Here is a 21105-nt window from a genome sequence, read left to right as displayed (position 1 = left end):
GTCGTGGCGTGGACCCGGGGCGCTACTCCTTCTTCGAGGAAGTCGAGTCAGGGAGGTTCAGCTCGGCGCGCGTCGCGGCCTGGACGCGGCGGGCCTGTCGTGGCCGAGCCACCAGCGGCGGAGGCGCGGCGGGCGCACCGGGTTGCTGGAGCGTCTCCAGGTGCTTCGCCAGGGCGTCGAGCGTGGGGTGCTCGAAGAGGACGCGGAGGGACACCTCCACCTTCCAGGACTCCTGGATGCGCGCCACCACCTGGACGGCCTTCATCGACTGGCCCCCCAGGTCGAAGAAGTTGTCGCGCGCGCCGACCTGCTCCACCGCCAGGACGTCGCGCCAGATGGCAGCGAGCTGGACCTCCGTGGGCGTGCGCGGCGCCTCGTAGGCCGCCGAGGCGCGCTGGTTCGCCGACGGCGCGGGGAGCGACTTGCGGTCCAGCTTGCCGTTCGCCGTCCGAGGGAAGGACTCCAGCGTCACGAAGTGGCTCGGCAGCATGTACGCCGGCAGGTGCGCGGCCAGGTGCTGGCGAATCGCCAGGGCTTCGGGCGCGGCCTCGGCGCCGGTGCGCACGTAGGCGACCAGCTCCGCGTGGCCCGACACGTCCCACAGCTTGACGGCGGCTTCCAGGACACCCGGCACCTGCGCCAGCCGGGCTTCAATCTCCCCCAGCTCGATGCGGAAGCCGCGCAGCTTCACCTGTCCATCGCCGCGGCCCAGGTACTCCAACGTGCCGTCTGGCAGCGCGCGCACCAGGTCGCCCGTGTCGTAGAGCCGGCCGCCCGGCGCCTGGCCGAAGGGGTCTGGCACGAAGCGCTCCGCCGTCAGCTCCGGGCGGTGGAGGTAGCCCTGCGCCACGCCGTGTCCGCCGATGTACAGCGCGCCCGTCACGCCCAGGGGCACCGGGTGCAGGGCCGCGTCCAGCACGTACACCTGCGTGTTGCCAATGGGGCGGCCCAGGGTGATGCGGCGGCCCGGCTCCAGGCGCGTGGTGGTGGACCAGATGGTCGTCTCCGTGGGGCCGTACATGTTCCACAGGGACGCGCCACGCGAGCACAGCGGCTCGACCAGCTCGGAAGGAATCGCCTCTCCACCGCAGAGGAGCTTCAGCGTGGGGCTGCCCTTCCAGCCCAGCGTCAGCAGCATCCGCCACGTGGACGGCGTGGCCTGCATCACCGTGGCCCCGCTCTCCGCCAGCGCCCGCATCAGCCGGGTGCCATCCACGGACGTCTCGCGGCTGGCGATGACGACGCCGCCGCCCACGCTCAGGGGCAGGAACAGCTCCAGCACGGAGATGTCGAAGGCCACCGTCGTCACGGCGAACAGGGTGTCCTGGTCGGTCATCCCAGGCGCCCGCTGCATGGACGCCATGAAGTTGACGACCGCGGCGTGCGGCACGGCCACGCCCTTGGGACGGCCCGTGGAGCCGGACGTATAGAGCACGTAGGCCAGGTTCGTGCCCGCGAGCGTCACCTGGGGCGACGTCGTGGGTGCGCCGGAGGCCTCGGCCAGCACCATGCGCTTGCCGCGATAGGCGGGGACCTGCGCGGCCAGCTCCGGCTCGGTCAGCAGCAGTGAGACGCCGCTGTCGTCCAGGATGTGCGCCAGCCGGTCCGGCGGATACAGCGGGTCCAACGGCACATACGCCGCGCCCGCCTTCAGGATGCCGAGCAGCCCCACGAGCAGCTCCACCGAGCGTTCCAGGAAGATGCCCACGCGGTGCCCTGGCTCCACGCCGAGCTGGCGCAGGTGGTTCGCCAGCCGGTTCGCCTGTTCATCCAGCTCCCGGTACGTCAGGGCGCGCGACTCGAAGCGCACGGCGGTGGCGTCCGGACGGCGAGCGGCCTGCTGTTCGAAGAGGCCGTGGAGGCTGCCGGGCAGGGGCAGCTCAATCGCGGTGTCGTTCCAGTCCCGCAGCAGGCGAAGGCGCTCGGGCCCGGTCAGCAGGGGCAGGTCGCGCACGGGCCGGGTGGGGTCCTCCGCGATGGCCGCGAGCAGCGTGAGGAGGTGCCCGGACATCCGCTCGACGGTCGCCGCGTCGAACAGGTCGGTGTTGTAGTTCAGCTCGCTGACCAGGCCTCGCGCCGTCTCCGCCATCGACAGGGAGAGGTCGAACTGCGTGGTGCCGCTCTCGAACTCCAACTGCTCCAGCGTGAGGCCGGACAGGGAGAGGACCTCGGACGGCGTGTTCTGGAGCGTGAACAGCACCTGGAACAGCGGGGAGTAGCTCGGGTCTCGCGCGGGCTGGAGCGCTTCGACCAACTGCTCGAAGGGCAGCGTCTGGTGCGCGTAGGCGCTCAGCGTGTCCTGACGCACGCGGGTCAGCAGCTCGTAGAACGGCCGCGCGCCGTCCACCTGGAGCCGCAGCGGCAGCGAGTTGACGAAGAGGCCGATGAGGGGCTCCGTCTGGGGCACCCGGTTGGCGATAGGCGTGCCGATGACGACGTCGTCCTGCCGGCTGCTGCGCGACAGGAGCACGCCGAACGCGGACAGCAGCGTCATGAACAGCGTGGCCTCCGCCTCGCGGCTCCGCTGCTTGAGCCGGGCGGTCAGGTCCGGCGGCACGGTGAAGCGATGCGTCGCGCCGTGGAAGCGCTGGTTCGCGGGGCGCGGCCGGTCGGTGGGCAGCTCCAGCAGCGCGGGGGCGCCGGCCAGGTGGTCGCGCCACCAGGAGAGGTGCGGCTGGAGGTCACCCCGGGTGGCGCGCTCCTGCTGCCAGCGCGCGAAGTCACCGTACTGGAGGGCGGGCTCGGACAGCGGTGAGGGCTCGCCCGTGCTGAACGCGCGGTAGAGCGCCGCCAGCTCGCGGATGAGGACGCCCAGGGACCAGCCGTCGCAGGCGACGTGGTGGAGCGTGAGCAGCAGCACGTGCTCGCGTGGGTCCAACCGCAGCAGGGACAGCCGCAGGGGCAGGTCCCGCGACAGGTCGAAGGGCCGGCCGGCCTCCTCCGTCGCGCGCCGCCGGACCTCGGCCTGACGCGCGTCGGCGGGGAGGTGCTGGAGGTCCACCTGGGGCATCGTCACGGGCGCTGGCGGCAAGACGCGCTGAAACGGCTGACCCTGGTGCTGGCCATAACTCGTGCGCAGCACCTCGTGACGGCGGACGATTTCGTCCAGGCTCCGCTGGAGCGCGGCGACGTCCAGGGCGCCCTCGAGCCGCAACGCGGCGGGCATGTTGTACGCGCCGCTGGGCCCCTGGAACTGCTCCAGGAACCACATGCGCTGCTGGCCGGACGACAGCGGCAGCGCTCCATCGCGAGGGCCGGCGGGGATGAGGTCCGCGGCGCTCTGGAGCGACTGGCCCACCTGCTGGAGGAAGGAGACCAGCTCCTCCTTGCGGGACTTCATCTCCCCGAGCAGGTCGGGCGTCATCACGCCCGGTGGGGCGTTGAAGCGCAGGCGCTCGCCTTCCATCCACAGCCGCACGTCGTGCTGTCGCAGCCGGGTCAACAGTCCGTCAATCGTGTTCACAGCTCCCCCTCTTCACGGCTCGCGCCGTTGACGCTGGTGTCCTCTGCTGTACGCGACGCCCACAGCACGGTGTCCACATGCTCCGCGAGCCCGGCGATGGTCGTCTGCTTGAAGAGCCGCTCCAGCGGCAGCTCTACCTTGAGCGTTTCCCGCAGCCGCGAGGCCACCTGCGTGGCCAGCAGCGAGTCACCGCCCAGCTCGAAGAAGTCGTCGTGGATGCCCACGCGCGGAAGGCGCAGGGCCTTCATCCACACGTCCGCAAGCGTCTGTTCGGTGGGCGTGCGTGGCGCGACGAAGGGGCGCGTGGGCGCGCTGGCCTCCGGGTCGGGTGCGGGCAGCGCCTTGCGGTCCAGCTTGCCGCTGGCCGTGAGCGGCAGGGCCTCCAGGAGCACGAAGAAGGCGGGGACCATGTAGTCCGGCAGCTTCTCCAGCAGGAACTGGCGGAGCGCGGCGGGCGTCACGCTGCCCTGCGCGGACGGCACCACGTAGGCCACCAGCCGCTTGTCATGTCCGGCCAGCGCGCCCGGCTCCTCGCGGACGGTGACAACCACTTCCTGGACGTGCTCGTGCGCGCTCAGCGCGGACTCGATCTCTCCCAGCTCGATGCGGAAGCCGCGCACCTTCACCTGGTGGTCGGTGCGCCCCAGGAACTCCAGCGCGCCGTCGGGGCGGTAGCGGACCAGGTCTCCCGTCCGGTAGAGGCGCGCCGCCGGGTCGTCGCTGAACCGGTCCGGCACGAAGCGCTGCGCGGTGAGCTCCGGGCGGTTGAGGTAACCCGCGGCGACCAGCGGCCCACCGATGTGCAGCTCACCCGCCACGCCGATGGGCACGGGCGCGCCGTGCCCGTCCAACACGTAGCAGGGGCGGTTCGACAGCGGCCGGCCAATGGGGACGCGCGTGGCGCTCCAGCCCTTGGGGATGTCGAACGTCGCCGCGGTGATGAGCGTCTCGGTGGGGCCGTAGGCATTGAGCGTGCGCACGTTGCCCAGAGGGCCCTGCTGCCACAGCTCCAGCACCTTGGGCAGCACGGTGTCACCGCCGATGATGACCAGCCGCAAGTCATGGGCGCCGAGGGCCGGCGGCGATTCGGCCCAGCTCTGCGTGAGCTGCTGCCAGTACGCCGTGGGGAAGTTCATCACCGACAGCCGCTGCTCGACGACGCGGCGGGCCAGCTCCTCGGGCGTCCAGACCTGGTTGCCGCGCAGGACCAGCGTGGCGCCCGTCATGAGCGTCGGGAGGATCTGCTCCAGGGACGCGTCGAAGTTGAACGAGGCGAACTGCAACACGCGGTCGCGCTCGGTCAGCTCGAAGTGGAGCTGCATGTCCTGGAAGTGCACCGCCATCTGTCCGTGGCTGATGACGACGCCCTTGGGCTCACCCGTGGAGCCGGACGTGTAGATGACGTAGGCGGGGGACGTGGCCGTCGCGGTGTTGGGCGGGTTCTCCGTGGGACAGGACGCCAGCGTCACGGCGTCCGTGTCCAGGTGGACGACCTTCGCGGTGTGCGTGGGCAGCCGCTCCGCGAGGGCCTGCTTCGTCACCAGCACGGCCGCGCGCGCGTCATCCAGCAGGAATCGCAGCCGCTCCACGGGGTGCGCGGGGTCCAGCGGCACGTAGGCGCCACCGGCCTTGAGGATGGCCAGCAACGTCACCAACATCTCCGGCGAGCGGTCGATGAAGGCGCCCACCAGCACGCCCGGCCCGACGCCCAGCCCGCGCAGGTGGTGCGCGAGCTGGTTCGCGCGCCGGTTGAAGTCGGCGTAGGTGATGCACTGTCCGTCCAGCTCCACCGCGTGCACGCCGGGCCTGGCGGCGGCCTGCTGTTCGATGAACTGGTGGGTGAGCAGGTCCTCCCGGTAGCCCACCTGGTTCTGGTTCCACGCCACCAGGACCTTGCGGCGCTCGGCCGGGGTGAGCATCGGCAGGTCGGCCACGCGCGCCTCCGGCTGCTTGAGCGCGCCCGACAGCAGCGTGCGGAAGCCCTGGGCCCAGCGGGCCAGCGTCGCTGCTTCGAACAGGTCGGTGTTGTAGTCGAAGTCGAGGACGAGCCCGTCCTCGGCGTCGATGACGTTCAGGCTCAGGTCGAAGGCGGCGTAGCGAACGGGCTGCGGGACGAAGTGCGTCCGCAGGCCGTCCATCTGGAGGTTCCCCAGCGGGCGCTCCAGGTTGAACGTGACGCTGACGAGCGGCGTGTGGCTCGTGCTGCGCGGCAATCCCAGGCGCTTGATGAGCAGGGCGAAGGGATAGTCCTGGTGCTCATACGCTTCCCAGAGCACCTGCTTGAGGCCCTGGACGTATTCGGAGAACGTCTGCTCGCCCTGGACGTGGCTGGCGATGGGGAGCAGGTGCGAGCAGTAGCCCACCAGGCCCTCGCTGCCCTCCATCCCCCGGCCCGCGGTGGGGATGCCCACCAGCACGTCATCCTGGCCCGTCAGGCGGTGGAGGAACGTGGTGTAGACGGAGAGCAGCAGCATGAAGAGCGTGGACTGCTGCTGTGCCGCCGCCTCCCGCAGGGACTGGGTGGTGGCGCGGTCCAGCCGCAGCGTCTCCCGGGCACCCCGGTAGCTGCGGTGCGCGGGGCGGCCATGGTCGATGGGCAGCTCCAGCGCGGGCAGCGTCTCCACGCGCCGGCTCAGCCAGAAGCGCTCGTGGGCCGCCTGCTCCTTCGTGTCTGCCTGCTGCTGGAGCCACCGCACGTACTCGCCCCACTGCATCGCGGGCGGAGGCGGGGTGCTCTTGCCGCCCCGGAGCTCGGTGTAGCGCGCGGCGAGCTCGCGGACGATGACACCCAGCGACCAGCCGTCCACGGCGACGTGGTGCGCGGTGAGGACGAAGACGTGCTCCTGCGCGCCCAGCTTCAAGAGATTCGCGCGGAAGGGCGCCCCGCGGTGCAGGTCGAACGGCGTGTTGCTCTCCCGCTCGTACCAGGCGGTGAGGCGCTCGGCCTGCTCTGGTGTGGGCAGGGTGGAGAGGTCGTGCAGTGTCAGGGCCAGCGCCAGCGAAGCGGCGGCGGTCTGCTGCTCGCCGGACTCGTGGACGTGGATGCGCAGGGCTTCATGCCGGTCGACGACGTGCTGGAGGGCGCGCTGGAGCAGCTCGCGCTGGAGCACGCCTTCCAGCCGCAGGCTCATCGACAGGTTGTAGGAGATGGAGCCGCCGGGGTTCATCTGGGCGAGCACCCACAGTTGCCGCTGCGCCTCCGTCATCGGCAGCGTGCGTGCTTCCACGCGGGTGGGCTCGGGCAGTGTGGCGCGGGGCCAGAAGCCGCCCGCGCGCATGTCGGCCACCGTCTCGGCGACGGCGCGGACGATGGTGTCGAGGTCCTCGTCCGAGTGCGCGGTGGAGAGCATGCACGTGCGCCCCTCCCAGATGTAGATGCCGCGCTGGATGAGGTGGCAGAAGAACAGGTCCATCTCCAGCGACTGGTACAGGTAGCTGGTGTTGCCCGCGGCGGAGAAGCGCAGCACCGAGCCGCCGTGGATCGCCTCGATGGGCGCCTGCTCACGCTGGAAGAGGTCGTTGAGGCGCGCGACCAGGTCCGCGGCGCGGCGGCTCAGGTTCTCCTGGAGCTCGGGCCCTTCGGCCTTGAGGTGGCTCAGCGTGGCCACCGTGGTCGCCATGGTCAGCGGGTGCTTGCAGAACGTGCCCGCGGAGAAGGTCGTCTCGACGGCGGGGTAGGACGCGTCGCCGTAGCTCCAGTCGCCCCCGTCGATTCGGTCCACGAAGCCGCCCCGGTCCGCGACGGCGCCAATGGCCATGCCGCCCCCGAGCACCTTGCCGTAGGTGGCCAGGTCCGCCTCGATGCCGTACCAGGCCTGCGCGCCACCCGGATGGAGCCGGAAGCCGGTGATGATTTCATCGAAGATGAGGGGCACGCCTGCTTCACGCGTCATCGCTCGCAGCGCGTGGAGGAAGGCCCGTGGCTGGAGATTGGGGCGGCGGCTCTGCACCGGTTCGACGAGGACGCCCGCCAGCTCGTGAAGGTGCTCGCGGATGAGCTCCAGCGTGCGGTCTTCACCGTAGGGAAGCACGAGGACGTCCTCGGCGACCTTGGGCGACACGCCCGCGGCCATGGGCAGCGACTGAGGCTCGCCGTTGACCATGCGCCCCACGACCAGCGTGCCGTCGGAGTGGCCGTGATAGGAGCCGGTGAACATCACGATTCTGGTGCGGCCCGTCGCGGCGCGCGCCAGCCGGAGCGCCGTCATCACCGCCTCCGTGCCGGAGTTGCAGAAGGTGACGCGCTTCATCCCGGTCAGCTCGCAGATCAGCTCCGCGGCCTGTCCGCCCAGGTCCGACTGGGGGCCCAGCTCCATGCCTTCCGCCAGCCGCTGTCGCAGCGCCTCCATGATGAAGGGCGGGTTGTGACCGAACAGGTGCACCCCGAAGCCCATGGAGAAGTCGATGTACTCGTTGCCGTCCGCGTCCCAGACGCGCGAGCCCTTCGAGCGCACGCTGACGATGGGGTAGCAGACCTCCTTCAGCTCTGCGCGGAAGTTCATCAGCCAGCGGACATCGCTCCACTTCGCGCGGTATCGGACGGCGGCTTCCTTCGAGCGCTTCGTGCGCGCGGTGTACTTCGCGATGAGCGCGTCCAGGTGACGCTGCTGCACCGCGGGAAGCTCACGCTCGGGCGCGCCGGACTTCGGCCCCGCGCCAAAGGGTGACGCGCCTCCAGCCTTCGCGGTGTTCGCGAGCGCTGCCTTGGGGGCAGGGGCTTCCTGCGTCGCGATGGGGAGCGGCGGCGGCGCGGCGGGACGTCCGCCCAGGAGCGCGAGCTGCTGCGCCATGAGCTGCAACTGCTGCTGGATGAGCTGCTCGACGGCGCTTCCCGGAGGCGCGGCGAGCGTGCTGAGGGCCGGCGCGCTCACGGGGAGCGGCGCGGGGACGCTCGTCGCCGCTGGCGCGGGGCCCAGGGCGAAGCTCGCGGGCAGCGTCTGGTCGAGGTGGCTCGCCAGTGCGTCCAGCGTCGTCAGCTCCTCGAAGAGCTGACGGATGGCCAGCTTCACGCCGAAGCGCTTCTCCACGTTGCGGATGGCGTCCAGCAACACGAGGGAGTCGGCGCCCATCTCCAGGAAGGACATGCGCGGGTCGAGCTTCTCGGGTGGCGCCTGGAGCAGCAAGGCGACGACCGCGCGGAGCTCCGTGAGGATGCGCTCCTTGCGTGACACGACGGGCGCTGCGGCGGAGGTCTGGGGCATCATCGTCGGGGTGTGGGCAGGAGAGGGGAGCGTGGAGTCCAACAAGTATCTCTGACGCTCGAAGGGGTAGGTGGGCAGCGGGACACGACGGCGCGGGTGGTCCGCGTCGACGGCGCTCCATGAGATGGTGGCGCCGCGCGTGTGCAGCGCGCCGAGGCTGCCAAGCAGCGTCTCCCAGGCATCCTGCTGACGCCGCAGGCTGGGCAGCCACAGGCTGGCGCTTTCGGGCACGCAGCGCTTCGCCATGCCGAGCAGCGTGTCATGCGGGCCCAGCTCGATGAACAGCGCGGGGCCCGCCTGCGTCAGCGTCTGGAGGCTCTTGAAGAACTGGACGGGCGCGCGCGCGTGCCGTCGCCAGTAGGCGGCGTCGGGGGCCTGGGACATGCGCTCGCCCGTGAGGTTCGAGATGAGCGGGAGGCGCGGCGCGTGGGCGGGCAGGATGCGGGCCACCTGCTCGAAGCCATCCAGCATCGGCTCCAGCAGCGGCGAGTGGAACGCGTGGGAGACGGTGAGCGGCCGCGACTCGATGCCTCGCGCCTGGAGCGCCGTGGTGATGCGGTGGACTGCTTCGCGCTCTCCGGAGATGACGACGTGCCGTGGCCCGTTGATGGCGGCGACGTCCACCAGGGGCTCGCCCTCCAGTGCCAGCATCACCGAGGCCTCATCCGTCAGGACGGCCGCCATGGCGCCGTTCTGGGGCAGGGCCTGGATGAGTCGGCTGCGCGTGGCCAGCAGCGCCAGCACCTCCTCCAGCCCGAGCGCGCCCGCCGTGTGCGCGGCCGTGAATTCGCCCACGCTGTGGCCCATGACGGCGTCTGGCACCACGCCCCACGAACGCCACAGCTCGGTGAGGGCGTGGCCCAGCGCGAACAACGCCGGCTGGGTGTAGCGCGTCTGGTGGATGAGCTGCGCGGTCGCGTCCGTCGTCGGAAACAGCACCGACAGCAGCGGGACCTCCAGATGCGGACGGAGCAGCGCGTCGCAGCGCTCCAGGGCTTCCCGGAAGACGGGCGCGCTGTCGAACAACTGCCGTCCCATGCCGGGGTACTGGGTGCCCTGGCCGGGATACAGGAAGACGATTCGCGGCGCGGCGCCACGCTGCACCTCGCCCTGATGCAGCCCGGGCACGGCGTGCCCTTGGGCGAAGGCTTCGAGCCGCGACGCCAGCTCCTCATGCGAGCGCGCGGTGAGCGCGAGCCGGTGCGGCCACGCATTGCGGCCGGTGTTCGCCGTGAAGCAGACATCCGCCAGCGCGGGGGCGTCCGGCCGGGAGAGGTGCTCCTGGTACCGACGGGCCATGTTCCGCAGGGCCGCATCGCTCCGGGCGGACAGCGTCAGGACCTGGCTGCCGCGCTCGGGGACGCGAGGTGCCTCCGCGGGGCGCGACGGGGGCTCGCTCAGGATGACGTGGGCGTTGGTGCCACCGAAGCCGAAGGCGCTGACTCCCGCGAGGCGCTCGCCGGGCGCTTGGGGCCACGGCTCCGGGCGCGTGGGAATCGGGAAGCGGTTCGCATCCAGGGTGATGTGCGGGTTGAGCTCGCGCAGGTGGACCTGCGGCGGAATCTCCCCGTGGTTCAGGGCCAGCACCGTCTTCATCAACCCCGCGATGCCGGCCGCCGCCTCCAGGTGGCCGATGTTGCTCTTCGCCGAGCCGATGAAGCAGCGCTGCTCGGCCGTCCTCCCCGGTGAGAGCACGGCGCTCAGTGCCGCCAGCTCAATCGGGTCGCCCAGCGGCGTTCCCGTGCCGTGGGCTTCGATGTAGCCAAGCCGCGCTGGCGACAGGCGGGCCTGATGGAGGGCCTGCTGGATGACGTCCTGCTGCGCGGCGCCGCTGGGCGCGGTGAGGCCGTTGCTGAGCCCGTCATGATTCACGGCCGAGCCGCGAATGACGGCCAGGATGGGCGCGCCCGATGCCACCGCGTCCGACAGTCGCTGGAGGACGACGATGCCGCAGCCCTCGGAGCGCACGTAGCCGTCGGCCGCGGCGTCGAACGTCTTGCAGCGCCCATCCGCCGCCATCATCCCCGCCTGCGAGAAGGCGATGGTGAGTTCGGGCGACAGGATGAGGTTGACGCCGCCCGCCATCGCCAGGTCGCACTCGCGGCCGCGGAGGCTCTGGCAGGCCAGGTGCACCGCGACGAGCGACGACGAGCACGCGGTGTCCACGGCCATGCTCGGACCCCGCAGGCCCAGGACGTACGACAGCCGGTTGGCCGCGATGCTGTGCGCGTTGCCAGTGCCCGCATAGGCATCCAGCAAGGCGCGGTCGCCGAACTGCCGCTGCGCGTAGTCGCTGGTGCTGATGCCCACGAAGACGCCCGTGCGGCTGCCCTGGAGTCCTTGCGGTGCCTGTCCCGCGCGCTCCAGCGCCTCCCACGCGACTTCCAGGAGCAGGCGCTGCTGCGGATCCATCCGCACGGCTTCGCGAGGTGAGATGCCGAAGAAGAGCGGGTCGAACGCGCCGACGTCTTCAAGGAAGCCGCCCCATCGCGTGTTCATCGTCGCGGGCGTCGACGGGTCCGACGCGTAGAGGCTCGCCGCGTCCCAACGGTCCGCGGGGACTTCGGTGATGGCATCTCCGCCACGCTGGAGCAGCGCCCAGAAGGCCTCTGGCGTCGGGGCTCCCGGGAAGCGGCACCCCAGCGCCACCACCGCGATGGCTTCGTCCCGCGCGGCCTCGGTGACGGGCGTCGCGGGCGCGTCCGTCACGGGCGCGGTGCCACGTCCGAGCGCCTGGCTGAGCGCGTCGATGGTGGGGTGCTCCCACAGGATGGTGGGGGAGACGTCGCGGCCCAGCCAATCCGCCAGCTCACCCGACAAGAACACCGCGTCCTTCGACGTCAGCCCGTAACGAACGAAGGGCTCCTGGGGGGCGACCTCTTCGGGCGTGAGCCTGGCGGACTCGGCCACGTAGGCTCGAAGCCACGCCGCGATCTCATCGCGTGTGCGGCCTCCGGACACACCGGAGGCCCCAGGGAAATCCACAGGGGTCTGTGAGACACCAGAAGATGGCTTCATCGAAACTCACGGACCTGGGGTGTAATCCTGCAGATCGTGATTATTATGAAATCGTTATGGATCCGACTAGTCTTGACGGAGTTTTGAGGTAAATTTCTGATGCCAGCGCTCAGGCAAGGGGTTGGCGCTTTCCAGGTGGGGTCTCAGCGGTAGGTGTCCGGGCTGACTCACCGCTGTGACGACAGGTGCTTGCAGATGGCGTTCAGCGAGTTCGAGTGCTGGTCCGAATCAGGCCAGCTGGATTGCGTGGCGGTGTTCCGGCCCGCGGCGCTGGACGTCACCAGCGCGGAGGAGGCGGCGGCGGTCGGCTTCATGCGGCCCGTCACGCGCGGTGAGGCGGAGGACGCCTTTGGCCGGCTGCGGGACGCGCTGGCGCGCCTCGGGTGCCAGCCGATTGACCTGTGGGAGCTGCTCCCGGAGCGCGAGCGCGCGGTGAGCGACACCACGGTGAACCGGGTGTTCGTCCGCGACACGGCGGCGGTGCTCGGGCGTCAGCTGGTGACGGGCACGGCGGCCTTCCCCGTGCGGCTGGCGGAGTTCGACGTGGCGCACCGCGCGCTGTCACAGCTCCAGCCGGAGCTGTCGAGCGACGACGCCGCGACGTCCGCGAGCATCGAGTTCGGGGACGTCTTCGTGCTCGACGCGGAGCGCCTGCTGGTCAACGTGGGGCTGCGCAGCGACGCGCGGGCGCTTCAGCCCTTCCTGGAGCTGGCGTGGCGTTCGGGCTTCCGCGAGGCCGCCGTCGTCCGCATCCCGGAGAGCCTGGGCATCATCCACCTGGACCTGGCCTTCAACGTGCTGGGGCCCCATGCGGTGGTGGCGCGCGCCTTCCTTCGCCACACGCCCATCCAGGTCTTCACGCAGGGGGTGGCGCCGCACTGGGAGCCCTTCGACGGCTACTTCACCCAGCGGGGCCGCCGCGTCATCCCCTTCGAGCCGAAAGGGGAGAGCGGCTTCATGTCGAACTTCATCTACGTGGGGCCCAACCTGATTCTCGCCTCGGAGAGCGCCTCGGTGGGCCTTCGTCCGCTAGCGAAGGAGGCCGGCATCGAGGTGGCGAGCGTCGACATCGAAGCGCTGGAGCGAGGCAACGGCAGCGTCCGCTGCCTCACGATGCCCCTGCGCCGGCGCGCGGTGTAGCGAAGGACCGCGCTCAGGAAGGGCGGTTCACCCCGGGCGGGTGGGTCATGTCGCCTTCTTGCTCGTAGTAGAGGCTGGCGCAGCCCTGCTCGTAGACCACGAGCACCCGGTCACTCTCCTCAAGCAAGTCGGAGACCTTCTCCGTGGTCTTGCGGACGAGTACGTCGAACCTACCCGGGCGCTGTTTGTTTCCGGCCCGGACTGTCACGACTGGCATGCGGGGTCCCGCTCCTTGTGCCCCGCGGCGAGCGGTTCCGGGAGGACTTCCCCGGCCTGGGCCCATCCGAAGGTAACAAGGCGTGTCATAACCAATCGAACAGTCCGTTGACAAGCGGGCCGCGTCATGGCGGGAAGTGGCTCCCATGCTCCGCAAGCTCCCCGTTGTGCTGGTAGGTGTTCTGGGTCTGGCCTCTTCCGCGGGCGCGCAGGAGGCGCGGCGGCCTCTGGAGCACCGCTCTCCGACGCCCGCCTGGGCGCCTCGCGGCGTGTTCCTGGGGGTCAGCGCCCAGGACGGGTTGGCGGCCTCCCAGACGAAGGTGCAGTGGCAGTTCACCTTCTACCAGGACCGCAAGGACGCCTTCGCCCTGCTGCTGGAGGGCAGCCTGTCGTGGGGGCTCGCGTTCCCGGATGCCGAACAGGGCAAGCCGCAGAACGCGGTGCGCTCCTTCTACCAGCACAGCCCGCAGGTGGGCGTGGGCTACCGGAACCACCTGCCCGGCCAGGTGCACTGGGGCTTCCAGGTCACCGGCGGTCCCGTCTTCTATGGCGCGGACTTCGACGGTGGGCTGGAGAACGACCGGCGCGTCGCGGGCCTCATCGAGGGCCGCATCCACCTGGGCTACCAGTTCGGGGCCGTCGCCGGCGGGCTCGCTGTGGGTTATGCCGAGCCCTTTGGCTACAAGCGCCGCAGCCTTGGCCGTTTCTTCGTAGGTGGCCCGATGGTCGGGTTGTTCGTGGATTGGCGCTAGGCTTTGCGTAGAGTGTGGCTTGGGAGCCCCCTGTTCACACGCCGCGTATGCCAGAGCCGCTCAGCGCCCATGTCTCGCGATACCTCCGCAACCGAGAAGTCTTCGAGCGGAACCTGCCCGCCGCGCTGCTCGTCTTCACGCCGGTGGCGGAGGAGGACTGCGGCGGAGACGCGGAGGAGTACCGTCTGAAGACGGTGACGAACGCGGGGGCCCCCACGCTGGGGGCCAGCGGGCCGTTGGTGTTTCCCGTCGTGAAGTCACGGACGAACGCCTTCGGGCGGGGCATGACGGTGGGGCGGACGGGCAACAACGACGTGGTCCTGGACGACGGGAGCGTGTCCCGGTTCCACGCTTGGTTCAGCCGGGAGGAAGGCCCTGCGGGCTTCCTGCTGACGGATGCCGGGTCCAGGAATGGCTCCTGGGCGGGGGGCGTCCGGCTGGTGCCCCGGCGGGCCGTTCCGGTGGCGGATGGGGCCCGGCTGCGCTTCGGCCAGGTGGAGGTCGCTTTCTACACGGCCAGCGGTTTTGTGCGGATGCTGACCGTGAGGATGGCTCCCTGAGCCTTGCCACGTCTTCGTGGGCCTGCGTAACGTGCGGAGTCGCCCTCTGTCACACACGGGAGTGTTCGCGGTGGCCTTGACCACAGAAGCTTTTGGACTGACCGACGTCGGCCGCAAGCGGCAGCACAACGAAGACGCGATGTTGGTGGATGCTCCACTCGGTCTCTATGTGGTGGCCGACGGCATGGGCGGTCACGCGGCCGGCGAGGTCGCGAGCAACCGCGCCACGGAGGTCGTCAAGCAGCACATCTCCGCCAACCGCCACTTGTTGAAGGACCTGGGCAACAACCCGACGCCGGACAGTCGCTCCGCGGCGGCGGCGCTCGTCGAGGTGGCCGTCCAGCGCGCGTGCGCGGACATCTACCGGACGGCGATGTCGGACGCGACCAAGCGCGGCATGGGCACGACGTTCGTGTGCCTCGCGGTGGGCGGCAACAAGGGCGTCATCGGTCACGTGGGTGACAGCCGCGTCTACCTGGTGCGGCATGGCCAGTGTCACCGGCTGACGGAGGACCACACGCTGGTCGCCGCGCAGCTCAAGGCCGGCACGATCACCAAGGACCAGGCCGCCACCTCGCAGTACCGCAACGTGATTACCCGCGCGGTGGGCATCCAGGAGTCCGTCCAGGTCGACACGCTCATCGTGGACCTGGTGCCTGGGGACATGTTCATCCTCTGCTCGGACGGCCTGCACGGCTATGTCGAGGACGAGGAGGTCCTCCCGCTCATCGCCGGCATCGCGCCCGCGGACCTGCCCAAGCGCTTCATCGACGTCGCCAACGAGCGCGGTGGCAAGGACAACATCACCGCGGTGGTGGTGAAGGTCGCGGGTGAAGGCGCCACCGTCAACGAGGAGTCGAGCGAGGCGCAGTCGCGCATGGAGGCGCTGCGCAAGATTCCGCTCTTCCGTCACCTCACCTACAAGGAGCAGACGGCGGTGCTGTCCATCGCGACCACGCGCACGTATCCCGCGGGCCGTGAAATCGTGGTGGAGGGGCAGCCGGGCGAGGAGCTCTTCGTCGTCATCCGGGGCCGGGTGGCCATCGAGAAGAACGGCGTGGAGATCGCCGAGCTGCGCGCGGGTGGCCACTTCGGAGAGATGGGGCTCATCGACAACGCGCCGCGCTCAGCGACGGTGCGGGCGACCGAGCCCACGCGCACCATGGTCATCTCCCGGCCGGACCTGATGGGCCTGATGAAGCGCGAGTCCATCCTGGCGGTGAAGATGCTCTGGAGCTTCGTCCAGGTGCTCAGCGACCGGCTCCGCGCCACCAACTCGGAGCTCAGCGAGGCGCGGCAGGAGCTGGCCGTGGCCCAGGCGATTGCGCCGTTCGCAGAGGAGTAGACCCCACCGCCATGGCTCCTCGTCGACCGAAGCAGCTTCGTTCGCTGTCCGATATACGTCAGACGCCCCAGGTACGTTCGCGCCGTTCCGTTGTCGGAGGGCGACGCATGGCGAGAGCGGTGGGCGGCGACGTGGTGGTGAAGTTCCTGGGTGAGGTGTCCGAGCTGCGCCAGGAGCTGAGGGCGACACAGGGGGACGTCGAAGGCCTCTTGATGAGCATGGGGGCCCTGCGCGCCGACATGCAGTCGAACATGACGACCATGCAGTCGAACATGGCGACCATGCAGTCGAACATGACGACCATGCAGTCGAACATGACGACCATGCAGTCGAACATGACGACCATGCAGTCGAACATGACGACCATGCAGTCGAACATGGACTCCATGATGGGCAACATGGAGACGATGATGTCGACCGTGGAGTCCATGACCGTGGGGCTGGGTTCCGTGTCGGGGCGCCTGAGTCGGATGGAGGCCCACGCGGGCCGCATGGCCCGGCTGCTGGTCTCCATGGCGGATTCGACCCACGAGCGCTTCGAGCGAGTCGAGAAGCGCCTGGATGACCTCGAAGACAAGCTGTAGACGCGTCCGGAATTTCCAGGGGGAATCGGCCGTTCCGCGCCCGGCCCCGGGCTAAGGTCCGCGCCGTCTGCGCATGCGCAACTGGATTGTCATAGGCGTGATGGCGGCCCTGCTCGCAGCAGGGGTGTGGCTGTGGCCCGGCACGGAGACGGCGCCCGCCGCTCGCGACACGCACACCGCCACCGGAAAGGCCCTGCCGGAGTTCTCCGCCGTGGACGTGTCCTCCTCCGCGGGCGAGGGGCTGGCGCTCACCGGACGGGTGCTGGACGCCTCGGGCCGTCCCGTCGCGGGCGCGGAGGTGTTCCTGGCCGCCAGCGCGGAGCGGACGCTCCTGGGCGTTCATTGTGAGGCGTGTGGCCAGGCGCTCCTGTCCTGCCCGGCGCGTGAGACGGCGCTGCACACGCGGGCGTTCTTCGAGCAGCAGCAGGGCTTCCTGACGCCGAGAGCCACGGTCCACACGGACGCGGAAGGGCGCTTCCGCTTCGAGCAGCTGGCCGGCGTGTCCTTCTCCGTGTGGGCCCGCGCGCCAGGGCTGGGCGTCGCGCTTCGCGAGCGGGCCGCGCCAGGAGACCCGGTGGAACTGTACCTGCCTCCGCTGCGCACCCTGGTGGGGCAGGTGGTGGACGAAGCCGGCCGGCCCTTGGCGGGGGCGCATGTGCACGGAACGTCGCGGCGGGCGCCGCTGCCCTTCGAGTCCACGAGCGGCGCGGATGGTCGCTTCACCCTGACAGGTCTGGGCGAAGGGCCGTTCTATGTGCTGGCCACGGCGGAGGGGTACCTGCCCGCGGTGGAGTCCCAGGTGGAGGCGGGGCCCCAGCCCGTGCGCCTGAAGCTGACGCCCGAGCGCACCCTGGAGGTCCGCGTCACCCGGAACGGCTCCCCCGCGGCCGCGCTGGTGCGGCTGCGCGCGGACCACCTGTCGCGGGAGTTGCGCACGGATGGCGCCCCGGTGCGCTTCACCGGCTTGTATCCGGACGAACTGGTGGTGACCGCGGAGGCCAAGGGCCTGGCGTCCGTGCCCCGCGTCTTGACGCTGGACGAGCGCGTCACCCAGGTGACGCTGGCGCTGGAGGAAGCGGGGAGCCTGCTTGTCACGGTGGTGGACGAGGCGGGCCAGCCCGTGCCGCAGCCGGAGCTGCTGCTGCGCATGCCGACGGGGGAAGTCGTCTGGCAGGAGCGCGGTGGCACCGGCGCATTGGTGACGCTGGGCCCCCTGGCCGTGGGCAACTACGTGCTGACCGGGCAGGCGGAGGGCTTCCGTGATGCGCAGCTGCCCGCGAAGGTGACGCCCAGGGAGACGGCGCTCGAGCTGGAGATGGCGCGCGCCACCGTCATCAGCGGGCAGGTGCTGGATGTCTACGGGCGGCCCGCGCCGGGCGTGTCCGTGTTGGTGCAGCCCACGGGCGCGTCGACGCTGGCGGACGAGGAGGGGCGCTTCATCGCGCAGGTGCCCACGCCGGGGCTGTACGAGCTGCATGCGCACCACTCGGAGTGGGGCGGCGGTCAGCTCAAGGTGACGGCGCCGGCCACCGACGTGCAACTGGCGCTGGAGCCCCGCGCGTCGTTGGAAGTGACGGTCTCCGCCGAGGGCCGCCGCGTGGAAGGCGCGGACGTGGTGCTGTGGGTGGACCAGCAGGGCATCTTCCGGAGTGACCGTCCGTCCGGCTCGGATGGCATGGTCCCGATGCGCGGGATGCCCGCGGGCACGTACTCGATGATGGCGTCCCACCCCGACTATCAGCCGTCGGAGCGCCGGGAGGTGACGCTGACGGATGGGCAGACGCTGAAGCTGGAAGCGGAGCTGAGGCCCGGCGCGCCGCTCAGCGGCGAGGTGGTGGACGGGCAGAGCGCGCCGGTGGCGGGCGCCACGCTGGTGGTGGTGCCCCGAGGCGCGGAGCCCGTGCAGTCCGACGCGAGCGGCCGTTTCGAGTTCCGCGCGCTGCGGCCGGACCGGGGCTACCGCTTGGAGGTGAGGCACCCGGGCTACGACCAGGTCGAGCGCGCCGAGGGCAAGGCCGGTGGCCCACCGGTGCGAGTGGTGCTCAAGAAGCGCGACGTCTATCGCGGGCGTGTCATGGGCGATGACGGCGAGCCGGTGAGGCGCTTCCGCGTGGACGAGCACGACGTGAATGCACCGGATGGCCGCTTCGAGCTGCCGTTGCCCACGGCGGGCGACCGCGTCATCGCGTCGGTGGACGCGGCGGGCTACGAGCCGCAGATGGTGGACCGCCCGGCCTCGCCCGACCTGGGAGACCTGGTGCTGGAGAAGCTGCCGGGGGTCTCGGGCCGCGTGGTCGACGAGGGCGGTGGGCCCGTGCCGGATGCCGTGGTGTCGTGCGACGTCTGTGACGACTCCGTGCTCTCCGGGCCGGACGGCACCTTCACGGTGGCCAGCCCGCCCTATGTGACGCGTTACTCGCTCACGGCGCGCAAGGGGCGGCTGAGCGCCACCCAGTCGTTGGAGCGGGGCGCACGGGGGCCGGTGGAGCTCAAGCTGCGGCAGGCCACGCGCTTGAGCGGCCGGGTGTACCGACAGGACGGGAGCCCCGCGGCGGGCGTCGAGGTCGTGGCCGCCAACGCGGACCGCGGCGAGCCGCTCGCCATCGTCACCGGGCCGGATGGCGGCTACAGCGTGGAGGTCTCCCCGGGCAACTATCGCTTCGCGCTGGGCGCGAACCGGGAGTTCTCCGGCGAGCCGGCGCTGGTGGTGCAGGTCGGCGGCTCGGAGATGTCGCTGGACCTGGGGCCCGCCCCGGGCACCGCGTCGCTGTCCGTCCAGGTGAAGCCGGAGCGAGGCCGGGCGCTGTGGCTCGTCGCGGGAGAGCTGGGGGCGGTAGGCAATCCTCCCGCGACGGCGTTGATGCGCTCGCGCTGGGCGCAGCTCGTGTACCAGCCCCGGTCGGAGCAGGTCCGCCTGAGCGGCCTGCGGCCCGGGCGGTACACCCTGGTGTGGGCCAACTTCCACGTGGAGACCCCGGGCGGACCGGAGGTCCGCGTCGTGGATGTCCCTTCGAGTGGTGACGTCGTGATGATGGGGCACTGAGGCCCTGCGGCGATGGTTGCGAGCCCGCCTCCCCGCGCATTAGGAAGCCGCATGGACGTGACGACACTGAGAGGCCGCCGGGTGGTCGTCGGCGTGGGGGGCGGCATCGCGGCGTACAAGGCCTGCGAGCTGGTGCGGGAGCTGTCCCGTGCGGGCGCCGAGGTGCGGGTGGCCATGACGGAGTCCGCGCGCCAGTTCGTCACCCCGCTGACCTTCCAGGCGCTCAGCGGGCACCCCGTGCTCACCGATTACTTCGACCCCGCCCAGGAGGGGAACTTCGGCCACCTGGACCTGGCGCGCTGGGGCGAGGCCTTCGTCGTGGCGCCAGCCACCGCGGACCTGCTGGCCCGCATCCGCGCGGGCATGGGGAACGACGCCGTGACGACGTCCCTGCTCGCCTTCCGGGGACCGGTGGTGCTGGCGCCGGCGATGAACGTGGCCATGTGGGACAACCCCCTGACGCAGGAGAACCTGGCGGCCCTGCTGGCCTCTCCGCGCTTCTCGCGCGTGGGCCCGGGCGCGGGGATGCTGGCCTGCGGTGACGTGGGGGAGGGGCGGCTGGCGGACGTCCCGGCCATCGCCCAGGCGGTCGCTGCGCGTCTCGGCGCCGGCCCGCTGGCGGGCAAGCGGGTGCTGCTGACGGCGGGCCCCACGCGCGAGTTCCTGGACCCGGTGCGGTTCATCTCCAATCCCTCCACGGGGAAGATGGGCATGGCGCTCGCGCACGCGGCCCTGAGTCTGGGCGCCGAGGTGACGGTGGTGCTCGGTCCCGTGGGCCCCGTGGAGCGCGGCGGCCTGGACGTGGTGGACGTGGTGAGCGCGGACGACATGGCGCGTGAGGTGCTCTCGCGAGTGGGCACCGTGGATGCGTTCATCGCCACGGCCGCCGTCAGCGACTGGCGCCCGGAGACGCGCGCGCCTCAGAAGGTGAAGAAGGGCGCTTCGACTTCGCCCGAGGCGCTGGCGCTCGTGCGCACGCCGGACGTGCTCGCGGAGGCCTCCCGCAAGGTGGCGGGACAGCCGAAGCGGCCGGTGCTGGTGGGTTTCGCGGCGGAGACGGAGCACGTGGTGGCGCACGCGCGTGACAAGCTGGAGCGCAAGGGGCTGGACGCGATTGTCGCCAACGACGTGACGGCCCCTGGCGCGGGCTTTGGAACGGACACCAACCGGGTGACGGTGCTCACGCGCTCGGGTGCGCAGCATGAACTCCAGGGCAGCAAGCACGAGGTGGCGCGGGCCCTCATCCAACTGCTGCTCGTGTCACCGTCCTAACGAGGCTCCATCACCGCGAGGGTGACGGTGGTCTTCGACACGAGCCGGGGCGTGCCGCCGGAGACGGCGTGGACCTCCGACTCCGTGACGATGAGCCGGCGGCCGGCGCGCAGCACCCGGGCCTTGCACCGCAGCTCCTCACCGGACGCCGTCTGGAGCAGGTGGACGGTGAAGCTGGTGGACAACACCCGCTGGCCCTTGCGGACCACGGAGAAGGCCGCCGCGCCCGCCGTATGGTCCGCCAGCGTCGCCTGGACCCCGGCGTGGATGACGCCGTCCTGCTGAAGGTGGCGGGGCTGCACCACCAGCCGGGCCTCCACTTCGCCGGGGCGGATGTCCACGGGCTGGATGCCCAGGTCCATGACGAAGGCGGCCGAAGTGAACAGGGCCTCCGTGTCCAGGAGGTAATCCGGGTTCTGGTGCTCCATGGCGGCTCCTCGCTGCGTGACACCGGGTTCGGGGCGCAAGATAGCGTGGGCCAGGGGCGTCTCCATGGCGGAGGACTGGGGGC

Annotated in this window: 11 protein-coding genes; 7 read left to right on the top strand and 4 right to left on the bottom strand. The window is 70.8% G+C overall.

Going from position 1 to position 21105, the window contains the following annotated elements; translation table 11 throughout:
• Positions 1-22: 22 nt before the first annotated feature.
• Complete coding sequence (locus tag HV824_RS02415) at positions 23-3463, bottom strand: non-ribosomal peptide synthetase (protein WP_176422572.1); 3441 nt, start codon at positions 3461-3463, stop codon at positions 23-25.
• Positions 3460-11682: a non-ribosomal peptide synthetase/type I polyketide synthase gene (locus tag HV824_RS02410; RefSeq protein ID WP_176422571.1), complete on the bottom strand. Its 8223-nt coding sequence runs from the start codon at positions 11680-11682 to the stop codon at positions 3460-3462. Before HV824_RS02410 ends, HV824_RS02415 begins: the two co-directional genes overlap by 4 nt.
• Positions 11683-11877: 195 nt before the next feature.
• Between HV824_RS02410 and HV824_RS02405 the strand changes: the two genes are divergently transcribed.
• Entirely contained in the window at positions 11878-12822 is a 945-nt protein-coding gene (locus HV824_RS02405) for an arginine deiminase family protein (protein ID WP_176415176.1), read from the top strand.
• 13 nt (positions 12823-12835) lie between these two features.
• On the opposite strand, the gene HV824_RS02400 is transcribed toward HV824_RS02405, so the two are convergent.
• A complete protein-coding gene (locus tag HV824_RS02400) occupies positions 12836-13039 on the bottom strand; it encodes a hypothetical protein (RefSeq protein WP_163777841.1) in 204 nt (67 codons plus the stop codon).
• A gap of 145 nt (positions 13040-13184) precedes the next feature.
• Between HV824_RS02400 and HV824_RS02395 the strand changes: the two genes are divergently transcribed.
• The 6 genes from HV824_RS02395 (at position 13185) to coaBC (ending at position 20594) form a co-directional block, all read left to right on the top strand.
• Positions 13185-13790, top strand: a complete 606-nt coding sequence (locus HV824_RS02395) for a hypothetical protein (RefSeq protein WP_176415175.1) — start codon at positions 13185-13187, stop codon at positions 13788-13790.
• Between the two features lie 47 nt (positions 13791-13837).
• Entirely contained in the window at positions 13838-14350 is a 513-nt protein-coding gene (locus HV824_RS02390; RefSeq protein WP_176415174.1) for an FHA domain-containing protein, read from the top strand.
• Between the two features lie 61 nt (positions 14351-14411).
• Complete coding sequence (locus HV824_RS02385; protein WP_176415255.1) at positions 14412-15695, top strand: Stp1/IreP family PP2C-type Ser/Thr phosphatase; 1284 nt, start codon at positions 14412-14414, stop codon at positions 15693-15695.
• 107 nt (positions 15696-15802) lie between these two features.
• Positions 15803-16279: a hypothetical protein gene (locus tag HV824_RS02380; protein ID WP_176422570.1), complete on the top strand. Its 477-nt coding sequence runs from the start codon at positions 15803-15805 to the stop codon at positions 16277-16279.
• Positions 16280-16352: 73 nt separating this feature from the next.
• Positions 16353-19322 carry a carboxypeptidase regulatory-like domain-containing protein gene (locus HV824_RS02375; protein WP_176415172.1) on the top strand — a complete coding sequence of 990 codons (2970 nt, stop codon included), beginning with the start codon at positions 16353-16355 and terminating at the stop codon, positions 19320-19322.
• Positions 19323-19373: 51 nt separating this feature from the next.
• Positions 19374-20594, top strand: coding sequence for a bifunctional phosphopantothenoylcysteine decarboxylase/phosphopantothenate--cysteine ligase CoaBC (gene coaBC / locus HV824_RS02370; protein ID WP_176415171.1), 1221 nt, complete (start codon positions 19374-19376; stop codon positions 20592-20594).
• Here coaBC and HV824_RS02365 read toward each other — a convergent pair.
• Positions 20591-21105: PaaI family thioesterase (locus HV824_RS02365; protein ID WP_255207700.1), on the bottom strand; the 515-nt coding region annotated here is incomplete at its 5' end. The genes coaBC and HV824_RS02365 overlap by 4 nt on opposite strands.

Source organism: Myxococcus sp. AM009, assembly GCF_013372605.1.
In the GTDB taxonomy this organism is placed as follows: domain Bacteria; phylum Myxococcota; class Myxococcia; order Myxococcales; family Myxococcaceae; genus Myxococcus; species Myxococcus vastator.
Note: the sequence above shows the minus strand (reverse complement) of the source record. Positions and strands in the feature narration are given on the sequence as shown.